The sequence below is a fragment of the Niallia sp. FSL W8-1348 genome (assembly GCF_038006745.1).
GTDB classification, from domain to species: domain Bacteria; phylum Bacillota; class Bacilli; order Bacillales; family Cytobacillaceae; genus Niallia; species Niallia alba.
The window spans coordinates 2,317,501-2,337,500 of record NZ_JBBOVV010000001.1; the positions used below are offsets into that span (position 1 = coordinate 2,317,501).

Annotated in this window: 19 protein-coding genes, 1 tRNA gene, 2 rRNA genes, 1 other RNA gene, 1 riboswitch and 1 other annotated feature (2 of these 25 only partly in view); of the genes, 5 read left to right on the top strand and 18 right to left on the bottom strand. The window is 36.3% G+C overall.

All coding sequences use genetic code 11. From position 1 onward, the window contains the following. The 5 genes from recR to tadA form a co-directional block, all read right to left on the bottom strand. Positions 1-445 carry the 5' portion of a recombination mediator RecR gene (recR, locus tag NST60_RS11130; RefSeq protein ID WP_016205308.1) on the bottom strand. It extends 152 nt beyond the left edge of the window, so the window shows 445 of its 597 coding nt (coding positions 1-445); it begins with the start codon at positions 443-445; its stop codon lies beyond the left edge, outside the window. An 11-nt stretch (positions 446-456) separates the two neighbouring features. After that, a complete protein-coding gene (locus NST60_RS11135; RefSeq protein WP_016205309.1) occupies positions 457-777 on the bottom strand; it encodes a YbaB/EbfC family nucleoid-associated protein in 321 nt (106 codons plus the stop codon). Positions 778-867: 90 nt separating this feature from the next. Further along, positions 868-2,574: a DNA polymerase III subunit gamma/tau gene (gene dnaX, locus NST60_RS11140; protein WP_169187574.1), complete on the bottom strand. Its 1,707-nt coding sequence runs from the start codon at positions 2,572-2,574 to the stop codon at positions 868-870. A 190-nt stretch (positions 2,575-2,764) separates the two neighbouring features. Continuing rightward, an RNA gene (gene ffs, locus NST60_RS11145) (signal recognition particle sRNA large type) lies at positions 2,765-3,029 on the bottom strand. Positions 3,030-3,113: 84 nt separating this feature from the next. Further along, the gene (gene tadA, locus NST60_RS11150; RefSeq protein WP_016205311.1) at positions 3,114-3,626 is read right to left on the bottom strand and encodes a tRNA adenosine(34) deaminase TadA; all 513 of its coding nucleotides are present in this window, start codon (positions 3,624-3,626) and stop codon (positions 3,114-3,116) included. Positions 3,627-3,811: 185 nt separating this feature from the next. Here tadA and NST60_RS11155 point away from each other — a divergent pair, with 185 nt between their 5' ends. Further along, the gene (locus tag NST60_RS11155; protein ID WP_224428209.1) at positions 3,812-4,375 is read left to right on the top strand and encodes an isochorismatase family cysteine hydrolase; all 564 of its coding nucleotides are present in this window, start codon (positions 3,812-3,814) and stop codon (positions 4,373-4,375) included. Between the two features lie 35 nt (positions 4,376-4,410). After that, on the top strand, positions 4,411-5,697 hold the full coding sequence (locus NST60_RS11160; protein ID WP_169187573.1) for a glycosyl hydrolase family 18 protein: 1,287 nt from the start codon (positions 4,411-4,413) through the stop codon (positions 5,695-5,697). A gap of 51 nt (positions 5,698-5,748) precedes the next feature. On the opposite strand, the gene NST60_RS11165 is transcribed toward NST60_RS11160, so the two are convergent. Genes NST60_RS11165 through NST60_RS11185 form a run of 5 tightly spaced genes read right to left on the bottom strand, consistent with a single transcriptional unit; the run spans position 5,749 to position 9,445 of the window. Further along, on the bottom strand, positions 5,749-6,756 hold the full coding sequence (locus NST60_RS11165) for a ThiF family adenylyltransferase (protein WP_169187572.1): 1,008 nt from the start codon (positions 6,754-6,756) through the stop codon (positions 5,749-5,751). Continuing rightward, complete coding sequence (locus NST60_RS11170) at positions 6,753-7,520, bottom strand: thiazole synthase (RefSeq protein WP_101728744.1); 768 nt, start codon at positions 7,518-7,520, stop codon at positions 6,753-6,755. Before NST60_RS11170 ends, NST60_RS11165 begins: the two co-directional genes overlap by 4 nt. Before the next feature lie 4 nt (positions 7,521-7,524). Continuing rightward, positions 7,525-7,728, bottom strand: a complete 204-nt coding sequence (gene thiS / locus NST60_RS11175; protein ID WP_016205316.1) for a sulfur carrier protein ThiS — start codon at positions 7,726-7,728, stop codon at positions 7,525-7,527. After that, entirely contained in the window at positions 7,729-8,859 is a 1,131-nt protein-coding gene (thiO, locus tag NST60_RS11180; protein ID WP_224428210.1) for a glycine oxidase ThiO, read from the bottom strand. It abuts the gene before it with no gap. After that, the gene (locus NST60_RS11185; protein ID WP_224428211.1) at positions 8,831-9,445 is read right to left on the bottom strand and encodes a thiamine phosphate synthase; all 615 of its coding nucleotides are present in this window, start codon (positions 9,443-9,445) and stop codon (positions 8,831-8,833) included. Before NST60_RS11185 ends, thiO begins: the two co-directional genes overlap by 29 nt. A gap of 151 nt (positions 9,446-9,596) precedes the next feature. Continuing rightward, positions 9,597-9,706: riboswitch (TPP riboswitch) on the bottom strand. A gap of 322 nt (positions 9,707-10,028) precedes the next feature. Here NST60_RS11185 and NST60_RS11190 point away from each other — a divergent pair. Continuing rightward, the gene (locus tag NST60_RS11190) at positions 10,029-10,688 is read left to right on the top strand and encodes a deoxynucleoside kinase (protein ID WP_101728743.1); all 660 of its coding nucleotides are present in this window, start codon (positions 10,029-10,031) and stop codon (positions 10,686-10,688) included. Then, the gene (locus tag NST60_RS11195; protein ID WP_016205321.1) at positions 10,666-11,337 is read left to right on the top strand and encodes a deoxynucleoside kinase; all 672 of its coding nucleotides are present in this window, start codon (positions 10,666-10,668) and stop codon (positions 11,335-11,337) included. Before NST60_RS11190 ends, NST60_RS11195 begins: the two co-directional genes overlap by 23 nt. Positions 11,338-11,520: 183 nt before the next feature. Here the strand turns inward: NST60_RS11195 and NST60_RS11200 are convergent. The 6 genes from NST60_RS11200 to guaB form a co-directional block, all read right to left on the bottom strand. Beyond that, positions 11,521-11,613 (bottom strand) — tRNA-Ser (locus tag NST60_RS11200). A 159-nt stretch (positions 11,614-11,772) separates the two neighbouring features. Then, positions 11,773-13,053: a serine--tRNA ligase gene (gene serS / locus NST60_RS11205; RefSeq protein ID WP_169187568.1), complete on the bottom strand. Its 1,281-nt coding sequence runs from the start codon at positions 13,051-13,053 to the stop codon at positions 11,773-11,775. Between the two features lie 114 nt (positions 13,054-13,167). After that, positions 13,168-13,392: a binding site (T-box leader), on the bottom strand. Positions 13,393-13,443: 51 nt separating this feature from the next. Then, positions 13,444-14,046, bottom strand: coding sequence for a pyridoxal 5'-phosphate synthase glutaminase subunit PdxT (gene pdxT, locus NST60_RS11210; RefSeq protein WP_016205323.1), 603 nt, complete (start codon positions 14,044-14,046; stop codon positions 13,444-13,446). 10 nt (positions 14,047-14,056) lie between these two features. Further along, positions 14,057-14,941, bottom strand: a complete 885-nt coding sequence (gene pdxS, locus NST60_RS11215) for a pyridoxal 5'-phosphate synthase lyase subunit PdxS (RefSeq protein ID WP_198013244.1) — start codon at positions 14,939-14,941, stop codon at positions 14,057-14,059. Between the two features lie 195 nt (positions 14,942-15,136). After that, entirely contained in the window at positions 15,137-16,468 is a 1,332-nt protein-coding gene (locus tag NST60_RS11220) for a D-alanyl-D-alanine carboxypeptidase family protein (RefSeq protein ID WP_016205325.1), read from the bottom strand. A 169-nt stretch (positions 16,469-16,637) separates the two neighbouring features. Then, positions 16,638-18,104 carry an IMP dehydrogenase gene (gene guaB, locus NST60_RS11225; protein WP_016205326.1) on the bottom strand — a complete coding sequence of 489 codons (1,467 nt, stop codon included), beginning with the start codon at positions 18,102-18,104 and terminating at the stop codon, positions 16,638-16,640. Positions 18,105-18,218: 114 nt separating this feature from the next. On the opposite strand from guaB, the gene NST60_RS11230 reads away from it, so the two are divergent. Further along, the gene (locus NST60_RS11230) at positions 18,219-19,181 is read left to right on the top strand and encodes a YaaC family protein (protein ID WP_016205327.1); all 963 of its coding nucleotides are present in this window, start codon (positions 18,219-18,221) and stop codon (positions 19,179-19,181) included. 114 nt (positions 19,182-19,295) lie between these two features. Here NST60_RS11230 and rrf read toward each other — a convergent pair. Further along, positions 19,296-19,412: ribosomal RNA gene (rrf, locus tag NST60_RS11235) — 5S ribosomal RNA — on the bottom strand. 72 nt (positions 19,413-19,484) lie between these two features. Continuing rightward, positions 19,485-20,000, bottom strand: a 23S ribosomal RNA gene (locus tag NST60_RS11240) (it continues 2,422 nt past the right edge of the window).

Below are 20,000 nucleotides of genomic sequence, written 5' to 3' on the forward strand. Positions count from 1 at the left end.
CTTCTATATTCGGATTAGTTGCCATAATAACTTCTTGTGCTTCGTCATCTTGTAACCTTTTAATTAAAGACGGTACATTGATGTCTTCTGGACCTATACCATCCATCGGAGATATTGCACCATGGAGAACATGATAAAGTCCGTTATATTCTTTCATCTTTTCCATAGCAATCACATCTTTAGGATCTTGTACGACACATATAATACTTCGGTCTCTTCTGCTATCTTCACATATATAGCATGGATCTTGATCTGTAATATGGCCGCACACAGAGCAATACGTTAGATTTCTTTTTGCATTAACAAGTGCCTTTGCGAAATCTAACACTGTATCTTCTTTCATATTTAATACAAAAAAAGCCAGCCTAGAGGCCGTTTTAGGCCCGATGCCTGGCAATTTCATAAAGCTGTCAATCAGCTTAGATATAGGTTCAGGATAATGCATAATCTTCCTCCTTAAAACATTCCAGGAAGATTTAATCCTTTTGTAAACTGACCCATTGTAGAGTTAGTTAGTTCATCAGCCTTTTTCAAAGCGTCATTCGTTGCTGCTAGAACTAAATCCTGTAACATTTCTACATCTTCTGGATCTACAACCTCTTCCTTAATAATGACATCAAGAACTTCCTTATGTCCAGATACAACAACTGTTACCATTCCGCCACCTGCTGTTCCTTCAATCTTCTCTTCACCAAGTTGTTCTTGAGCTTCCGCCATTTTCTTTTGCATTTTCTGCATTTGCTTCATCATATTTTGCATATTTCCCATTCCACGCATATAGATTACCTCCAGTTTATAGTTTCCATTGGTTCTAACATAATAGAATTACCTATATATTATGTACATATATAACCAATAGGTTAAAAATTAATCCTTCACTTCTAATAATTCTTCACCAAACAATTTTATTGCTTCTGAAACAACAGGATTGTCTTGACGCTCTTCACCGTCTCCCTCATCAGCAGAATCTAGATGGTGGGAGCTATTGAGAAATTCTTCTCTAATGTTAAGCCACTGTTCTTCAGGGACTCCTAATAAATTATACCTTTTTCCTATGAGCTGATACAAAGAATTAGTGATTGTCTCTATAAATTTAACATTATCTAATGCCATTTGACAGTGGATTTCATATTTAAATTTAATAATGATCGAGTCCGTAGATGCAGCAACTGGTTCTGCTTCATTTAACAAAGCTGCCTGTGATCGCATTTGATTTTGCACAAGACTATTTAGCATAACCCCCCAATTACTTTTTACCGTTTGTAATTCTTGCTTTGTTGCGTTCTTCAACGTTTCCGTTATTTTACCTAAAGGAGCTTGAAATCCTTTTCTATTCGTTCTTGCTTTTTTCTGGGTTGGCTGTGCTTCAGCTACTACAGCAACACCTTTTTGCTTAAGACTCGTTAGCTCTTCTTCTAAAGTAGTTAGCTTATTCAATAAAGATTGTATTTCCGGAATATTTACACCCAATTGCCCAGATGTTTTTGCTGTTTCTAACTGACAAAGCTTTACAATTGCTACTTCTAAGAAGATTCTAGGATGGTTTGTCCAGCGCATATCTTGCTGTGTTTTATTCAACAAATTTATAAGCTCATAAATTTGTTCATGTGTATGCTCTTCTGCAAGATCTTTAAAATCATCATCCAATAAAACTCTTTCTAAAGATTCTTCTAAATTAGGAGCCGTTTTATACAGCAGCATGTCCCGATAGAAAAAGATAAAATCTTCAATAAATCGATTAGAGTCTTTCCCTGCAAGAAGTAATTCATCTAATGATTGCAAACCTTTTACCGTATCTCTATCTAAAATCGCTCTAGACAACGTATTTAAAAAGTTTTGTGAAACAGCACCCGTCACTGTCAAAGCATCTTCTACTGTCACTATTTCATTACTATAAGAAATCGCTTGGTCTAATAGGCTTAACGCATCACGCATTCCACCATCTGCTGCTCTTGCAATCATTTGCAACGCCTTTTCCTCACAGGAGATTGCTGACTCATCCATAATCAATCTCATTCGATTGACAATCGCTTGCGACGTAATTCGTCTAAAATCAAATCGCTGACATCTTGAAATAATTGTTAAAGGAATTTTGTGAGGTTCAGTAGTGGCTAAAATAAAGATTACATGTTTAGGGGGTTCCTCCAATGTTTTCAAAAGGGCATTAAATGCTCCAATTGATAGCATATGAACTTCATCAATAATATAAACTTTGTAAGGTACAGAGCTAGGAGCAAATTTGACCTTATCTCTTATATCCCTTATTTCTTCTACCCCATTATTTGAAGCAGCATCTATTTCAATTACATCAGGTATTGTGCCATCTGTAATTCCTCTACATGCATCACATTCATTACAAGGTTCACTAATTGGTGCTCTCTCACAATTAACAGCTTTCGCTAGTATTTTTGCCGCACTTGTTTTCCCCGTTCCTCTCGGGCCAGAGAACAAGTAAGCGTGAGAGATTTTTTGTTGAAGAAGGGCATTTTGCAATGTCTTTGTTACGTGTTCCTGCCCTACCACATCTATAAACTGCTGAGGACGCCAAACCCGATATAAAGCTTGATAGTTCATAGTACCCTCCATTTTTTATTTTCATAATTATTATAGCTTATCCACTTATATTTTTACATCCATAATAGCATAATGGAAATAGTTATTTATTCTCTTTGAAAGAGAAAATCACAAGTATTTTAGATATTCACTTTAACTTACAAAAAAACTCATCCATGAAGGATGAGTTTTGTATGTATAAAAATAACTGCCGTGCACCTTTCATCGACTGGCACCCATAAGCGTTACTTAAGTAGTTAGCTCGGTCCAGGTGACCCTGCGGCACATGGGGGTGTCCACTTAATGCTGCTTCCTTCCGGACCTGACATGGTTCATGGATTCCCATTGCGCAGGACCCGGACGTCAACACCACTTACTTAAGGCAGACCCTACAGGATACCAGCCTCAGAAAGGAATTCAGCCTCGCTAGAGCGGATTGCGAGTACAGGGCACCGCTACCTCCCCGCTTAGCACGACAAAATTGATACCGAATATTAGGTGTCCTAAGACACACTCTTAGTATACTGATAAAGAAAGAAAAAATCAACACAAAGCATTTGTTAATTTTTGTAAGAATCTATATTACTCGCTTTTAATCTCTTTTCTGCCTTTCTTCGATTTCTTATTTCTTGAAAAAAAGACGTCAACAACTGCCCGCATTCTTCTGCTAATACACCAGATATTACTTCACTTTGATGATTAAAACGACTATCTTGAAGTAGATTCATAAAAGTACCAGCACACCCTCCTTTTGGATCAGCAGCTCCATAAACTACTCGTGGAATACGGGACAGTAGAATAGCACCAGAGCACATAGCGCATGGCTCAAGCGTAACATAAAGCGTTGCCTCTTCTAGCCTCCAAGTCCCCAATACCTTGCATGCCTTTTCAATAGTAAGTAATTCAGCATGAGCTACAGCAGATTGGTCTGTTTCTCTTAAATTATGACCTTTAGCTATTACCTCACCTTTATAAGCAATAACTGCTCCTATTGGGACTTCTCCTATTTTTGCAGCTTTCTGCGCTTCCTCTATAGCTATTTTCATAAACAATTGATCTTGATTTACTTCCATAATAATTACAGCCCACCTATATAAAAACACAAAATTTGTAATGAAATTTTTTCTTTGACTTAAACTAAAGAAGATAAATAACCATCCCACTTTCAATAAAAAAGCAGGCTGTTTGTAACTATTTTACTCCTCACACAAAAACTAATGCTTTATTCTACCATTTTACATAGAAAAAGGAGAACCGTATGGAATCGTCGAACACTGCCCTTTTAATTATCGATATGATAAATGACTTTAATTTTGAACATGGAAATATTTTAGCAGAAAAAGCTTTAATAATTGCAGAACAAATCAAACAACTAAAAAAACAATGTAAACAGGAAAACATACCTATTATTTATATCAATGACCATTATAATTTATGGCAAGCTGAATTAAACAAAGTAATCGATTATTGTAGAAATGAAAAAAGCGAACTATTTATCGATAAAATTAAGCCCGATGATACAGACTATTTTTTAATAAAACCAAGACATTCAGCCTTTTATGGCACCGCTTTATATACATTGCTTCACCAGCTACATGTAAAAAACCTTATTCTTACCGGAATCGCAGGAAATATTTGCGTTCTATTCACTGCAAATGATGCCTATATGCGGGAGTATCCTCTTCTTATTCCGGACAATTGTATTGCTTCTGTTGACGATGAAGATAATAAGTATGCTCTACGTATGATGAAAAATGTCATGAACGCGAAAATATTTACATTCAAAAAAAATACAATCATTTCTTCCCTTTCCTCCTCATAAACTGTAATAATGTATCCTTTTCAGGAGGGAAAAATATGCAAATTCATGTTGTCAGTAACAACCAAACCTTAATGGGCATTGCAGCTGCATATGGAACGACAGTTAATGATTTAGTAGAAGCGAATGATCTACCAAATCCAAACCAACTAACAATAGGGCAAGCACTTGTCATTCCCATTATCGGAAGCTTTTACTGGGTTCAACCAGGAGACAGCCTCTGGTCCATCGCTCAGAGGTTCCGATTAAATTATGAACAATTAGCTTCCATTAATTCCATTCCTGCCAACCAATCTTTACAAGTTGGTTTACGATTATATATTCCTGAAAGACCAAAAAGACCAGTTGATATCAATGCATATGTAGAACCAAGGGGAACATCTGTTGCGCCAAATCTAGAGGCAAGTGCACGAGAAGCAGCTCCTTACTTAACCTATCTTGCTCCATTTAGCTTTCAAGCATTACGAGACGGAAGCTTAAAAGAACCGCTTCTCAATAATTTCCCTGATATCGCCAGACAAAATAATAATGTATTAATGATGGTGATTACCAATCAAGAAAATGACCAATTTAGTGATGAACTAGGAAGAATCCTATTAAACGATGAAGCAATTCAAAATAACTTTATCAATAATATAGTCATAACTGCTAAAAAATACGGATTTAAAGATATCCATTTTGATTTTGAATATTTAAGACCAGCTGATCGCGAAGCTTATAATCGTTTTCTACGTAAAGCAAAAAATCGTTTTTCTCAGGAAGGATGGTTATTATCGACTGCTTTGGCACCAAAAACAAGTGCCACTCAACAAGGAAAATGGTATGAAGGGCATGATTACAAAGCACATGGGGAAATTGTAGATTTTGTTGTTATCATGACATATGAATGGGGATATAGCGGCGGACCTGCTATGGCTGTTTCTCCTATTGGACCAGTTAGAGACGTTCTAGAATATGCAATTACAGAAATACCCTCTTCTAAAATTATGATGGGCCAAAATTTATATGGATACGATTGGACACTTCCATTTGTCGAAGGGACAGTGGCAAGAGCACTTAGTCCTCAAGCAGCTATTCAGCTTGCAGCTGACAATAATGCTGTTATACTATATGACCAAAAAGCACAAGCTCCCTATTTTAAATATACAGATAGTGAAGGGAAATTACACGAAGTATGGTTTGAGGATGCCCGTTCCATTCAGGCAAAATTTAATTTAATTAAAGAGTTAAATTTAAGAGGTATTAGCTATTGGAAATTAGGATTACCATTTCCCCAAAACTGGCTTTTAATCCTCGATAATTTTCAAGTAACAAAAAGAACATAAACGAAAGGAAAGGTTCTTTTTAAATAGACCTTTCCTTTCGTCTTATCGTATCTATCCTACTAATCTCGTATATATTGACTTGGCTACACTTACTTCTGAAGTTCCATGAATGATAGCACGCCCGTCTTTAAAAAGAACCACCCGATAATCATTATAATGAAAAGATACTAAATAAGGATTTGCAATTAAATTTTCAACGAGTGACTTCCACTGCTGTGAGAACTCGTATAAATCTAATCCTTTAGGTGTTGGTGGGCGAATATGAACTGCATCTCTTCCACATAACACCGCTGCTTTTGTTTGGTTTTGTTGGGATAAATATGGGAAACTTGCCTCTTTCCCACAAGTTGGACAATTAGTATGTTTTAACTTTGCGACATTCATTTCCACATATTCCATTTTCCAAATATCAAAGGAACGAAGAACTGGCAATACTGTTTCACCTGAAAGAATCTGCATAGCTTGTGATACTTGCATCGCTGCTACCCATTGAACAATTGGACTAATAACTCCTGCAGTATCACATGTAATTTGCTGAGAAGGAAGCCGATCGATCAAACAATGAAGACAAGGAGCATTCTCTTCGACCACTGAATAGGAAAGCCCATAGCTTCCCACACAAGCTCCAAATAGAAAAGGAATTCGACGCTTAATCGCAGCATCATTTATTACTAATCTCGTCTCAAAATTATCAGTGCCATCTATTAAAATGGAAGCACCTTCTATAAATTTTTCAATTGTATGGCAATTTATCTCTTCTACTATCGATTCAATCCGTGTATGACTGCTAATCTCTTTTAGCCTCTTCATTGCAGCAATTGCTTTAGGCAGTTTTTTTACTGCATCCTCTTCCGTATATAGCTGTTGTCTTTGAAGATTGCTTTGCTCTACATAATCTCGATCAATAATAGTAAGCTTTCCTATCCCTGCTCTTACTAGCATCTCAGAAACTGCTGATCCTAGGGCACCTGCTCCTAAAATAACGGCATGGCTATTTTCGATATTTCGTTGCCCTTCTTTTCCAATAAATAATTCCTGTTTAAAAAAACGACTAGTCAAGATGTAATCATCCCCGCTAATGGACTACTTGCGACACCATAGTTTTTCTCCGCTATTCGTCCTGCTTCATATCCCAACCGACCAGCTTCAATTGCCAACTTCATAGCAATGGCCATTTTTACTGGGTCATTTGCATTCGATACCGCTGTATTCAGAAGTACCCCATCTGCTCCAAGCTCCATCGCATAGGCTGCATCCTTAGGTGAACCAATTCCTGCATCTACAATAACTGGAACTGTGCTTTGTTCTATAATAAATTGCAAATTTAATGGATTGATAATTCCTTTTCCAGATCCAATTGGTGAAGCACCTGGCATGATGGCGTGTACACCTAGCTGTTCTAGACGTTTAGCAAGGACAACATCATCAGAAGTATATGGCAAGACAATAAACCCTTCTTCTAATAGTTGTTCAGACGCTTTTAGTGTTTCTACTGGATCAGGAAGTAGCGATTTATCACAACCAATCACTTCCACTTTAATCATGTCACATAAACCAGATGCCTTTGCAAGCTTAGCAATCCGTACTGCTTCTTCCGCTGTTTTTGCTCCCGCCGTATTCGGAAGTAGGGTATACCGGTTTAAATCCAATTGCTCTAAAAAGTTAGGCTGTGATTCTTCAAATATATCCATTCTACGTACAGCAAAGGTTAATATCTCACTTCCCGATACCTCTACCGCTTTTTTTTGGACTTCAAATGACGGATATTTCCCAGTTCCAAGTAGTAATCTAGACTGAAAAGTACGATCTGCTATTTTTAACATATATTTATCCTCCTCCAACAAAATGAATTAATTCCACTCTATCGCTATCTTTTAGTAAATGCGTTTGATACTGTTCTTTTTGTAAAATATCTCGATTTACTTCTACAATGACAATCCGATTACTTAATTCAAAAAAATGCAATAAATCTGTTACCGTAACTACCTCTTTCGGTAGCTGCTGTTCCTTGCCATTCAGTTGTATGTTCAATTATTTCCCTCCCCCATAAGCAAATATATTACGCTCTACTTTAAAAGCATCTAGCCACTCCTTCTCTACAGGCGTTCCAATAATTAAGTCGCGAATCATCTTTCCTGTTGCTGGGGCTAAAAGAATACCATTTCTTTGATGACCTGTTGCAAAATATAAGCCCTTCATCTCTGGATGCTCCCCTATATATGGATGACCATCATATGTCTGTGGTCTAAGCCCAGCCCAAGCTCTCGTCCACTTCATTTCTCCAACTTCTGGTATCATTTTCTTTGCTTTTTGTATAACCTCTTCTAAACCGTCAAGCGAGGGATTCTCGCTCCAATCATTCCATTTTTTCGTTGCCCCAATAATTAGCTCGTTATTATTTCGAGGTACAATGTAAAATTGATCATGGAATACAGCATAACGTAATGGTGCTCCCTCATTTATTGCTGCTACACATTCTCCCTTAACCGGAATAATTTCATGGGATAATCCTAATTGCTGAAAAAAGTAGTTGCTCCACACTCCACTTGCAATAACTACATTTTTTGCTAAAAAGGTCCCTTGCGCTGTTTTTATTGAATATTCCATTCCTGTCTTACTCACAGCTAATACACGAGTATATTCATAAATTTCAGCACCAAATAGTTGTGCTCCTTTACTCAAGCTATTACATGCAATTAATGGTGTGATATGGACATCCTCTTGTAAATAAGCAGCTCCCATAACTTCCTTTGAAAGCTGGGGAACTCTTTTTCTAGCTTCTTTATTATCCAGCCACTCCACCGAAGATAAGGATAGAATAGATTCTAGCTCCTTTTTCTCATTTTCTGAGTATACAAGTTTCAATAACCCACCATTTCTTTTCTCAAAATCAATAGCAGTTAACTCTCTTATCTCTTCATAAAGCTGTTTATATAAAAGCTGACTGCTTCTTGCAAATGGGTAGAGATGTTTAAATTCTTTATATTCAGAATGAGCACCAAGCATTCCAGCTGCTGCACTTGTTGATTTCCCACCAATTTTGTCTGCTTCTAATATAGCAACTTTCCTATTTTCCTTTGCCAAATAGTAAGCAATCGAACTACCGATAATTCCGCCACCAACAATTACGACATCAAATTGTTTTGATTCCAATAGTTTCACATCTTTCTCTTATTCGTTTTATTGCCATTAATGGATCGGAAGCTGAAAATATAGCAGACATAATTGCTACTCCATCTGCACCTAATTCAGCTAGTTTACCTACTCGTTCTTCCGTGATTCCCCCTATAGCATAAAGCGGAACGGAAAGCTCGCTTTTTATCTCTGAGATAGTGGACAATGTAACGGGTGGCTTCCCCTCTTTACTATTTGTTGAATAGCAATGTCCGTATATTATATAATCAGTCTGGCTTCTTTCTGCTAATATAGCTTCTTCTTTGCTATGAACAGATACACCTATAGACATTTTCGGAAACACAGTTTTAACTTGGTTAACAGATAACCCATTTGATGGCAAATGTACATTTTTTAACGAAAGCAGTGTCGCAATATCAAGACGATCATTAACAATGATTTTATCTATAGGAACTCCCTCCTTAAGCAATCTCTCACAAAGGGTATAAATTTCGATTGGACTTTTTGCTTTCTCCCTAATTTGCACATAATCAACATATGGATGGATTTCTAATAAAATAGACAAAAGCTTCTCTAAAGAGTGCGTATTATCTGTTACGGCCATTATTTTCATATCTCATCACCTCTACTTTATATAAGTCTCAACGGTTTGAACGTTAGAGTCTGTTTGGAAAAGTGGGTAAAACGCCAAAAACCACTTTTCTAGGTAGTAGAAAAGTGGTTAATAAATTACGCCATAGGAAAAAATCCAATAGACACGTATATTTAAAGATATTCCACTTTCCTACGCAGGTACGAACCTGTTCAGGTTTTGAGGGTTTAGAAGTAACTACTTCATTCTCAGCCCTTATCAAGGGATCCCCTAGTGATTCATTCATTATTTATAAACTTTACCCATATAGTACCATAAATCGATAATATAGCAATAAAAAATTCTTAATCTTATTACTCTTTCGCTAATTTAACTTAACAAACCATATCTAAATTTAAACTTTCGATTGAATAACTATTAGGAAAAAACAAGCATATGTCCACATTCCCCTCCATGTGTTAAAATGACTCTTGTACTATTTTTATTACCTACTAAAGGAAGCAATCCTTTGTTAAGGCTGCATATACTAAGTTTATCTTTATTAACGAACCACAGCCCTTCAAAAAATATTAGCTTCTAAAATAAGAGAACAGGAGGGACAAGCGTGAATAGTATCCCTTTTATTACAGTAGAAGGACCCATTGGAGTTGGTAAAACTTCTTTAGCTAAATTACTCTCAGAGTATTTTCAATACGAACTCCTAAAAGAAATTGTCGAAGAAAATCCTTTCCTCGGAAAATTTTACGAAAACATTGATGAATGGAGTTTTCAAACAGAAATGTTTTTCCTATGTAATCGATTTAAGCAGTTAAACGACACAAGAGACCATTATTTAACTAAAAATATACCTGTAGTGGCAGATTATCATATATTAAAAAATCTTATTTTCGCGAAAAGATCTTTACAGGATAGCGATTTAGACAAGTATGTCCGCATCTATGATGTATTAACAGAAGACCTGCCAATGCCGAATATTATTATTTATCTACATGCTAGTTTAGATACAATAATGGCACGAATTAAAAAAAGAGATAGAGATATCGAAAAAAATATTAGTCCTCTGTATTTAGAACAATTATCTTCTGACTACGATATCGTTATGAATGACTTCAAAAAAAATAACCCACAAATTCCTGTATTAGACTTTAATGGAGATACATTGGACTTTGTTCAAAATAAACAAGACTTAGTAAAAATTATTAACACAATAAAAGAAACTTTAAATATAGGAGCCTTTAATCATGAATCTACGAACAAAATATAATATTCCTAGTAATTCCGTTATAACGATTGCTGGAACAGTTGGTGTAGGTAAATCAACGCTAACGAATGCACTAGCAGATGCTTTACAATTTCGAACTTCTTTTGAAAAAGTTGATACTAATCCATATCTTGATAAATTTTATCATGACTTTAGCAGATGGAGCTTTCATCTGCAAGTATATTTTTTAGCAGAACGCTTTAAGGAACAAAAAAGAATCTTTGAATATGGCGGCGGATTTATTCAAGATCGTTCCATCTATGAGGATACTGGTATATTTGCAAAAATGCATTATGAAAAAGGGACAATGTCAGAAGTCGATTATGAAACGTATACAAGTCTTTTTGAAGCAATGGTAATGACTCCTTACTTCCCACATCCAGACTTACTGATCTACCTTGAAGGTTCTCTCGAAGATATATTACAGCGTATTGATCGAAGAGGTCGTGAAATGGAAAAGCAAACACCGATTGATTATTGGGAAGAAATGCATGGTAGATATGAGAAATGGATTGATTCTTTCTCAGCATGTCCTGTTCTTCGATTAAATATTAATGAGTATGATGCTATTGCTGGTGCACAATCTATTGAACCAATTATAGAAAAGATTAGTACTATTCTTCAGCAAAAAAACTATAGCAGAAAAGCATAAAAGGACTTTCCTCGTTTTCGGTTATTACAGTCAGCTTTATTACTAAGAAGTTGACTGTAATGAAAACAAAGGAAAATCCTTTTTTTCGTTACAAAACTTATGAAAAAAAAATAAAAAACCTGCTACTGTAGTAGCAGGCCTCATATATCTCCAAATATTATGCGCAATGTAAATTTAAAATCATGGAGGAGGAAAGGGGATTCGAACCCCTGCGCGGTTTGACCCGCCTGTCGGTTTTCAAGACCGATCCCTTCAGCCGGACTTGGGTATTCCTCCATCAGACAAGTAATAATATATCATCTATCAAAACCTAAGTCAACTATATTTATCATTTTTTATTATTTATTTTAAACAAGGAGTTAGGAAATAATTTAGCTGACCTCAAAAGAATATAATACTTCTTAAGAGGTCAACTCCTTTTAACTGTCTATCATATTATTCAGGTGAAATTACTTCTCTATTTCTCATATAAGGACGAAGCACTTCAGGAATAACAACACTTCCATCTGCCTGCTGATAGTTTTCCAAAATAGCAGCAACCGTTCTTCCAATTGCAAGGCCAGATCCATTTAATGTATGCACATGTTCTGGCTTTCCTTTAGGCTCTCTACGGAACCGAATATTTGCTCTTCTTGCTTGGAAAGCTTCAAAATTACTACAAGAAGAAATTTCACGGTACGTATTATAGCTTGGAATCCAAACCTCTACATCATACTTTTTCGCTGCTGTAAATCCTAAATCTCCTGTACACATGCTCAACACACGATATGGTAAGCCTAAAAGCTGCAATACTTTTTCTGCATTTCTTGTTAAAGACTCTAGCTCTTCATAAGAATCTTCTGGCTTAACGAACTTAACAAGCTCTACTTTATTAAACTGATGTTGTCTAATTAGTCCTCTTGTATCTCTGCCTGCAGATCCTGCTTCTGAACGGAAGTTTGCACTAAACGCAGCATATTTGATCGGAAGCTGATCACCATCAAGAATTTCATCTCTATGCAAGTTTGTTACAGGTACTTCTGAAGTTGGAATTAAAAAGTAATCCTCTTTCTCCACTAAAAAAGCATCCTCTTCAAACTTAGGCAATTGACCAGTTCCTGTTAAGCTCGATCTATTTACTAGGAAAGGAGGGATAATTTCTTTATATCCATGTTCCTCTGTATGCAAATCAAGCATAAAATTAAATAGTGCTCTTTCTAGTTTTGCCCCTAAGCCTTTATAAAATACAAAACGACTTCCTGTTACTTTTGCTGCTCGTTCAAAATCAAGTAAATCTAAATCAGTAGCAACATCCCAATGAGGTTTTGGCTCAAAATTAAACTTTCTAATTTCACCCCATTTTCTTATTTCAACATTATCATCTTCCGTATCTCCAACTGGAACACTTTCATGAGGAAGATTCGGAATTCCTAACATAATCGTTTGTAATTTCTCTTCAACATCACGTAACTCGTTATCATATTCTTTAATTTTTTCGCCGACTTCTCTCATTTCCACAATAAGAGCTTCTGCATCTTTTTTCTCTCTCTTTAATACTGCTACTTGCTGTGAAACTTCATTTCTTTTACTTTTTAATTGTTCCGTTTCAACAATTAATTCTCTTCGTCTTACATCTAGTGCTTCAAAATTGTCCAGTTCTGATAAATCTTCTCCGCGGTGCTGTAACTGACTTTTTACAAAATCAAAATTAGCACGAACATATTTAATATCTAACATTTTCTATTCCTCCCATTTTTTATTTCTACATGCAATCTACTTTCTATAGGTTTCACGTCCAGTTTGAAATCCTTACTCTTTATTTACGGCACACTAAAAAACTCCCGTCCCTAAAAAAGGGACGAGAGTTACCCGCGTTGCCACCCTAGTTAAAAGCATAAAAATACTTTTCACCTTAAAGATCATAACGGTTTTTAGCCGAAAACAATTACTTGCAACAGGTGCGTTCCTTGTTTTTACTCTAGGATGGATTCACAGGCTTTATTCACCGATTCACACCAACCATCGGCTCTCTTTTAGAATAAGTTACCTGTTACTATTTCCTATCATAGTAGATTCCATATATTAGTTGCATATATCTTACTACAAGTATTTCCGAAATTCAACAGCTTATGCAAATAAGTGTTGCTTAGCCTCTATCGCCATCTTAATAAAATATCCCGTTAAACGATGATCATCTGTTAATTCAGGATGAAAAGAACAACCTAAGAACTGTCCTTCTCGCGCCGCTACAATACGATCATTATGTTTAGCTAATACTTCTACATTTTCACCAACACTAACAATATGCGGCGCACGGATAAACACAGCAGTAAAATCTTCAGCAACCCCTGCAATATCAAGATTTGCTTCAAAGCTTTCTTTTTGTCTTCCAAAAGAATTACGCTCAACTTGTATATCCATAACCCCAATATGTGGTTTATCATAGCCCTTAATGGCTTTTGCCAATAAAATCAATCCTGCGCATGTTCCAAACATTGGCTTCCCTGATTGAGCGAATACTTGAAGAGCTTCCATAAAATCATATTTATCAATAAGGCGACGCATCGTTGTACTTTCTCCACCAGGAATAATGAGACCATCAATCTCATCCAGTTGTTCTTTTTTCTTTACGACAACTGCTTCTGCATTATTCGCTTCAATAGCATTAACATGTTCTCTCACAGCACCTTGTAGTCCAAGGACACCTATTTTCACATTATGGTTTGGCATTATATTCACCTTACCAGCCACGCTCTTGCATACGTGCTTCTGGAGCTAGACTAGAAATTTCAATCCCTTTCATTGCTGTTCCAAGGTTTTTAGAAATTTCCGCAATTAACTCATAATCTTGATAATGAGTAGTTGCTTCTACTATTGCTCTAGCAAATTTTGCAGGGTTGTCTGATTTGAAAATACCTGAACCTACAAATACACCGTCTGCACCTAATTGCATCATTAATGCTGCATCAGCAGGTGTTGCAACACCACCAGCAGCAAAGTTAACAACTGGTAAGCGGCCTAACCTTTTAATTTCTAAAAGAAGTTCATATGGAGCTCCTAAGATCTTAGCTTCTGTCATCAACTCATCTTCATTCATATGAGCTACTTTACGAACTTGTGCATTTACTTTTCTAATATGACGAACTGCTTCAACAATATTTCCTGTTCCCGGTTCCCCTTTTGTGCGAAGCATAGAAGCACCTTCACCGATGCGTCTTGCTGCTTCTCCTAGGTCACGACAGCCACATACAAATGGAACAGTATATTCATTTTTATTCAAATGAAATTCTTCATCTGCTGGGGTTAAAACTTCGCTCTCGTCAATATAATCTACGCCCATAGCCTCAAGCACTCTTGCTTCGACAATATGACCAATACGCGCCTTTGCCATTACAGGGATTGTTACTGCATTCATTACTTCCTCTACGATTGTAGGATCAGCCATTCTAGCTACCCCACCGGCTGCGCGAATATCCGAAGGAACTCGTTCAAGAGCCATTACCGCTACTGCTCCTGCTTCTTCTGCAATCTTGGCTTGTTCTGCGTTGATAACATCCATGATTACTCCGCCTTTTTGCATTTCAGCCATACCACGTTTTACTCTATCAGTACCAGTTTTCATTATTTGCCCCCTGTAAAGTCTCTATTTTTAACACAAAATTATTGAAACCTTTTGAAGAAATTTGTTACTCCCTAATGAAAATAAACAATAAAAAAGAGCTTCTGTCAATACAAGAAGCTCTTTTTTATTTCGGTTTATACAATGTATGCAATTTTTCCTAGTCAATTATTATCGTTGGCTTTATTAAAAAATATTTACTTAAAACCAACCTTTGACTGTATCGGAAACACTTCCCCAAACATTTGAGAAGAATGAACCAATTCCACGCATAGCTAAAACAAACCAATTTGCCTTTTCAACTGTTTCATTTGCTACTAAGTCTACTTGTACCTTTTCGTTTCCGTCACTTGTTAAGAATGGCACTTCTTTTCCATCTTTCGTTTGTACTGTTACATAACCAACCTTGTCCCCTTTTTTGATTGGAGCAGTTAGTTCACCATCAGCATTTAGTTTCTTCTCATCCAAGACAACTTTTGCAACATAATTTTCTTTGTCATTATTTTTGATTACTAAATTAATTGCATCCTTAGTACCAATACTTACTTTATCTTCTTTTCCTTTTGTTACATCCAACGTTTTATTCTTTGCGTCTACATAATTTGCTGGAAGAACCTCTTCCGTAGAGAAATTACCAAAAGCATAATCTAATACTTTTCTTGCTTCTGCAAAACGGGAATCTTTCGTTTCACTTTTCATGATTACTACGATATAACGTTGGTCCCCTTTTTGAGCAGTAGCAGTAACATTAAATTTTGCATAATCAGTAGAACCTGTTTTTAATCCATCTACCCCTTCATATCCGTAAATTAAAGAAGGTATTAGCCAGTTAAAGTTTTTATATTCTCTTCCATCTCTAAACTTTAAGCTTGGCATGCCAGAAGTCTCTAAAATTTCCGGATAATCATGGATTAAACGATATGCTAATTTTGCAACAGCTTTAGCTGACATCTTATTTTCATCTGTTTCGCTTCCTGCTGGAATATTTCCTAATAAATCACCATTATTTAAACCAGAAGAGTTAACAAATTCAAAATCACCTAAACCTAACTCCTCAGCCTTTTGATTCATTACACTGATATAGTTTTTCTCTGTACCCGCGATTAATTCTGCCAATGCAACAGTAGCAGCGTTCCCTGAATGAATCGCCATCGCTTGGTACAATTCTTTCACTGTATATTCTTCCCCTTCAGTAAGCCCTACATTTGAAAGCTCTGGGGCGCCAGATAACCTGTGAATATAATTATTAATTTTAACTTTTTGATCCCAAGAGATTTTTCCATTTTTTATTGATTCCAGAACAATGTACTCTGTCATCATTTTAGACATGGAGGCTACACCAAGTAGTTCGTCAGTATTTTTTCCATATAATATTTCTCCGCTATTTGCATCTACTAGTATAGCTGCTCCTGCTTCTAATCCAAGATCGTCATTTTCGGCAGCACTTGCCTGATATGGTAGAACTGTTGATAGTGTACTTAAGAATAGTACGGCAATGATGAATGATACCGTCCACTTTTTTACCTGTTTCAATATTAAAACCTCCAAAACTATTTTTATCTATTAATCTATCTTATTTTTCAAGTTAATTATTTCCCTTGTACAGTTTAACATAAAAAAAATAAAAAAAATAGACAGTGCCATTGTTCACTGTCTAATGTAAAATAAGGAAACTTTATAATATATTCTTAAATGAAATTTATTAAGAAAGAGAATAGTTTGGTGCTTCTTTTGTAATTTGAACATCATGTGGATGACTTTCTCTTAAGCCAGCACCTGTCATTTTCACAAATTGGGCATTCTCTCTTAATTCATATAAATCCTTCGTTCCACAGTATCCCATACCAGAACGAATTCCGCCAACTAATTGATAGATCGTATCTGAAAGCGGTCCTTTATAAGGAAGTCTACCTTCGATTCCTTCCGGAACAAATTTTTTGTTATCCTCTTGGAAATAACGATCTTTAGATCCTTTCTCCATTGCTGCAACGGAACCCATTCCTCTATATACTTTGAATCGTCGACCTTGGAAAATTTCTGTTTCTCCAGGACTTTCAGATACCCCAGCAAGCAAGCTTCCTAACATAACCGCGTGTCCACCTGCTGCTAAAGCTTTAACAATATCACCAGAGTATTTGATTCCTCCGTCAGCAATAATTGATTTACCATACTTTCTAGCTTCTGTAGCACAATCATACACGGCCGTAATTTGAGGAACACCTACACCAGCAACTACACGTGTTGTACAAATGGAACCTGGACCAATACCAACTTTAACGATATCTGCCCCAGCCTCGATTAAAGCCCTTGTTCCTTCAGCAGTAGCTACATTTCCTGCAATAATCGTTAAATCCGGATATGCGTTTCTAATGTCTGTAACGCCGTCTAGTACCCCTTGTGAATGCCCGTGAGCAGTATCAATAACAATTACATCAACATTTGACTTTACAAGCATTTCTACACGTTTTAACGCATCGTTTGTTACACCAACAGCAGCACCCACTAATAATCTTCCTTGGGCATCTTTTGCTGAATGAGGAAATTCAATTACCTTTTCTATATCTTTAATTGTGATTAATCCCTTTAATACACCTTCTTCATTGATCAAAGGCAATTTCTCAATTTTGTATCGTTGTAAGATTTTTTCTGCCTCTTCTAAAGTGGTTCCTACTGGAGCCGTTACTAAATTTTCTTTTGTCATAACATCAGAAATTTTAATGGAAAAGTCTTCAATAAATCGAAGGTCTCGGTTAGTAAGAATTCCTACTAATTTTTGTTCATCGTTATTATTAACAATCGGCACACCAGAAATTCTATATTTACCCATTAGATGCTCTGCATCAAATACTTGGTGTTCAGGAGTTAAAAAGAAAGGATCTGTGATTACACCACTTTCTGAGCGCTTTACTTTATCTACTTGCTCAGCCTGTTGTTCAATAGACATATTTTTATGAATAATGCCTAGTCCGCCTTGTCTTGCAATAGCAATAGCCATTTCTGCTTCTGTTACAGTATCCATTCCTGCACTAATAAGCGGAATATTTAAGTTTAGATTTTTTGCTAATTGTACTTTTAAGCTTACATCTCTAGGTAAAACTTCCGATTTAGCTGGAATTAAAAGAACATCATCAAACGTTAATCCTTCTTTAGCAAATTTACTTTCCCACATTTTAACGCCTCCATATTGTTAAAAATATTATTAGTAGGTTATCAATTGGATAAAATACTGTCAAGGTCAGTTTGATATGTTTAATTTTTCAAAAAATTCGAGAGGGGTAAAGAAATGTCCAATTATTATAAAGGCTGGAGCTCTTTTAGTTGCTTTTTTTCGGCTGAATACAGCCAAAATTTTCTAAAAAAATGCTATCGCAATTTACATATATCCGATATAGACTCTAAAAGTTATCAAAATTGCTATCCTTTTATGTATTTTTTAGAACATGGTAAATTGTACTATCAACAAGCGATAAGCGCTCCTATGAGTATTCAGCCTATTCTTTTATTTTATGGTCTTGTTCACTTAATAAAAGCCTGTTTACTTACTATTGATCCCAATTATCCTAACTCTACTTCTGTATTAGCTCATGGAGTTTCAACAAGAAAACTAAAAAAACAGCAATACTTATTTTTTCAAGATGAAGTAAAAATTCAAAAAAATGGACTCTTTACCTATATGGCGGAAAAAATGTTTGGCTGTAAAAATTTAGAAGGGGAAAAAGTGAAAATGGGACACCTATTTAACCAGGTTCCTGAATTATCTGATCTATTTCAAGCCTTAGAAGGGAAAGCAACTTTTTTAAAGGTGAATTTTCATAATCCAAATATAATCCTAATTCCTAACCAAGTATTAGATCTATACTTTATGAATAGTAATCATTTTAGAAATTATCTAGAGAGGAATCACGGAATACAATTAGAGGGAATAGAAGAAAATAAAACTGAACTGACGGTTCGACTTCTCGAAACGCTAAATCAAAGTAGTTTTATTAAATGTGATAGTAGGGAAAGAGCTTATGTTATTTCTACTGATAAAGAAAAAACTTTTTTTTCAAATGAAATGCTATGCCACTATTTAATACTATATAACCTAAGTATGATTGCTAGGTATGAGATTGAATGGTGGAGTGAACTATTAAAAACGATGCCAAATAAGGACTATCCCTTTATTGAAACTTTTTTGCAAATTGCTATTGAAAAAGGACCTCAATTGATTTATCAATTTTTGGAAAATCTAGCAAAAAGTTAATTATAATGGTAATGAGACTAACTCCATTCTGTTTATTCATGCATCCTTTAATATTTATATTACTTTTTATAGACAAAAACAAGCACCTACCAAAGTAGATGCTTGTTTCCTATTGCCTGGCGACGTCCTACTCTCACAGGGGGAGAACCCCCAACTACCATCGGCGCTGAGAAGCTTAACTTCCGTGTTCGGTATGGGAACGGGTGTGACCTTCTCGCTATCGCCACCAGACTTCTTTATTTAGAGATTTGTTCTCTCAAAACTAAATCATTTAGAAGGAAACCAATTTGCCAAGTAATCATTTTAGTTAAGTCCTCGATCTATTAGTATCAGTCAGCTCCACATGTCGCCATGCTTCCACCTCTGACCTATCAACCTGATCATCTTTCAGGGATCTTACTAGCTTACGCTATGGGAAATCTCATCTTGAGGGGGGCTTCATGCTTAGATGCTTTCAGCACTTATCCCTTCCGCACATAGCTACCCAGCGATGCCTTTGGCAAGACAACTGGTACACCAGCGGTGCGTCCATCCCGGTCCTCTCGTACTAAGGACAGCTCCTCTCAAATTTCCTACGCCCACGACGGATAGGGACCGAACTGTCTCACGACGTTCTGAACCCAGCTCGCGTACCGCTTTAATGGGCGAACAGCCCAACCCTTGGGACCGACTACAGCCCCAGGATGCGATGAGCCGACATCGAGGTGCCAAACCTCCCCGTCGATGTGGACTCTTGGGGGAGATAAGCCTGTTATCCCCGGGGTAGCTTTTATCCGTTGAGCGATGGCCCTTCCATGCGGAACCACCGGATCACTAAGC

Bases quoted from the DNA above. Each gene is read 5' to 3' on its own strand.
- dnaX (WP_169187574.1), bottom strand. From the start codon at position 2,574: ATGAACTATCAAGCTTTATATCGGGTTTGGCGTCCTCAGCAGTTTATA.
- pdxT (WP_016205323.1), bottom strand. From the start codon at position 14,046: ATGCCAAACCATAATGTGAAAATAGGTGTCCTTGGACTACAAGGTGCT.
- NST60_RS11170 (WP_101728744.1), bottom strand. From the start codon at position 7,520: ATGTTAAAAATAGCAGATCGTACTTTTCAGTCTAGATTACTACTTGGA.
- NST60_RS11195 (WP_016205321.1), top strand. From the start codon at position 10,666: ATGAATCTACGAACAAAATATAATATTCCTAGTAATTCCGTTATAACG.
- NST60_RS11160 (WP_169187573.1), top strand. From the start codon at position 4,411: ATGCAAATTCATGTTGTCAGTAACAACCAAACCTTAATGGGCATTGCA.
- guaB (WP_016205326.1), bottom strand. From the start codon at position 18,104: ATGTGGGAAAGTAAATTTGCTAAAGAAGGATTAACGTTTGATGATGTT.
- NST60_RS11230 (WP_016205327.1), top strand. From the start codon at position 18,219: ATGTCCAATTATTATAAAGGCTGGAGCTCTTTTAGTTGCTTTTTTTCG.
- tadA (WP_016205311.1), bottom strand. From the start codon at position 3,626: ATGGAAGTAAATCAAGATCAATTGTTTATGAAAATAGCTATAGAGGAA.
- NST60_RS11185 (WP_224428211.1), bottom strand. From the start codon at position 9,445: ATGAAAATAATGGCCGTAACAGATAATACGCACTCTTTAGAGAAGCTT.
- NST60_RS11155 (WP_224428209.1), top strand. From the start codon at position 3,812: ATGGAATCGTCGAACACTGCCCTTTTAATTATCGATATGATAAATGAC.
- NST60_RS11135 (WP_016205309.1), bottom strand. From the start codon at position 777: ATGCGTGGAATGGGAAATATGCAAAATATGATGAAGCAAATGCAGAAA.
- serS (WP_169187568.1), bottom strand. From the start codon at position 13,053: ATGTTAGATATTAAATATGTTCGTGCTAATTTTGATTTTGTAAAAAGT.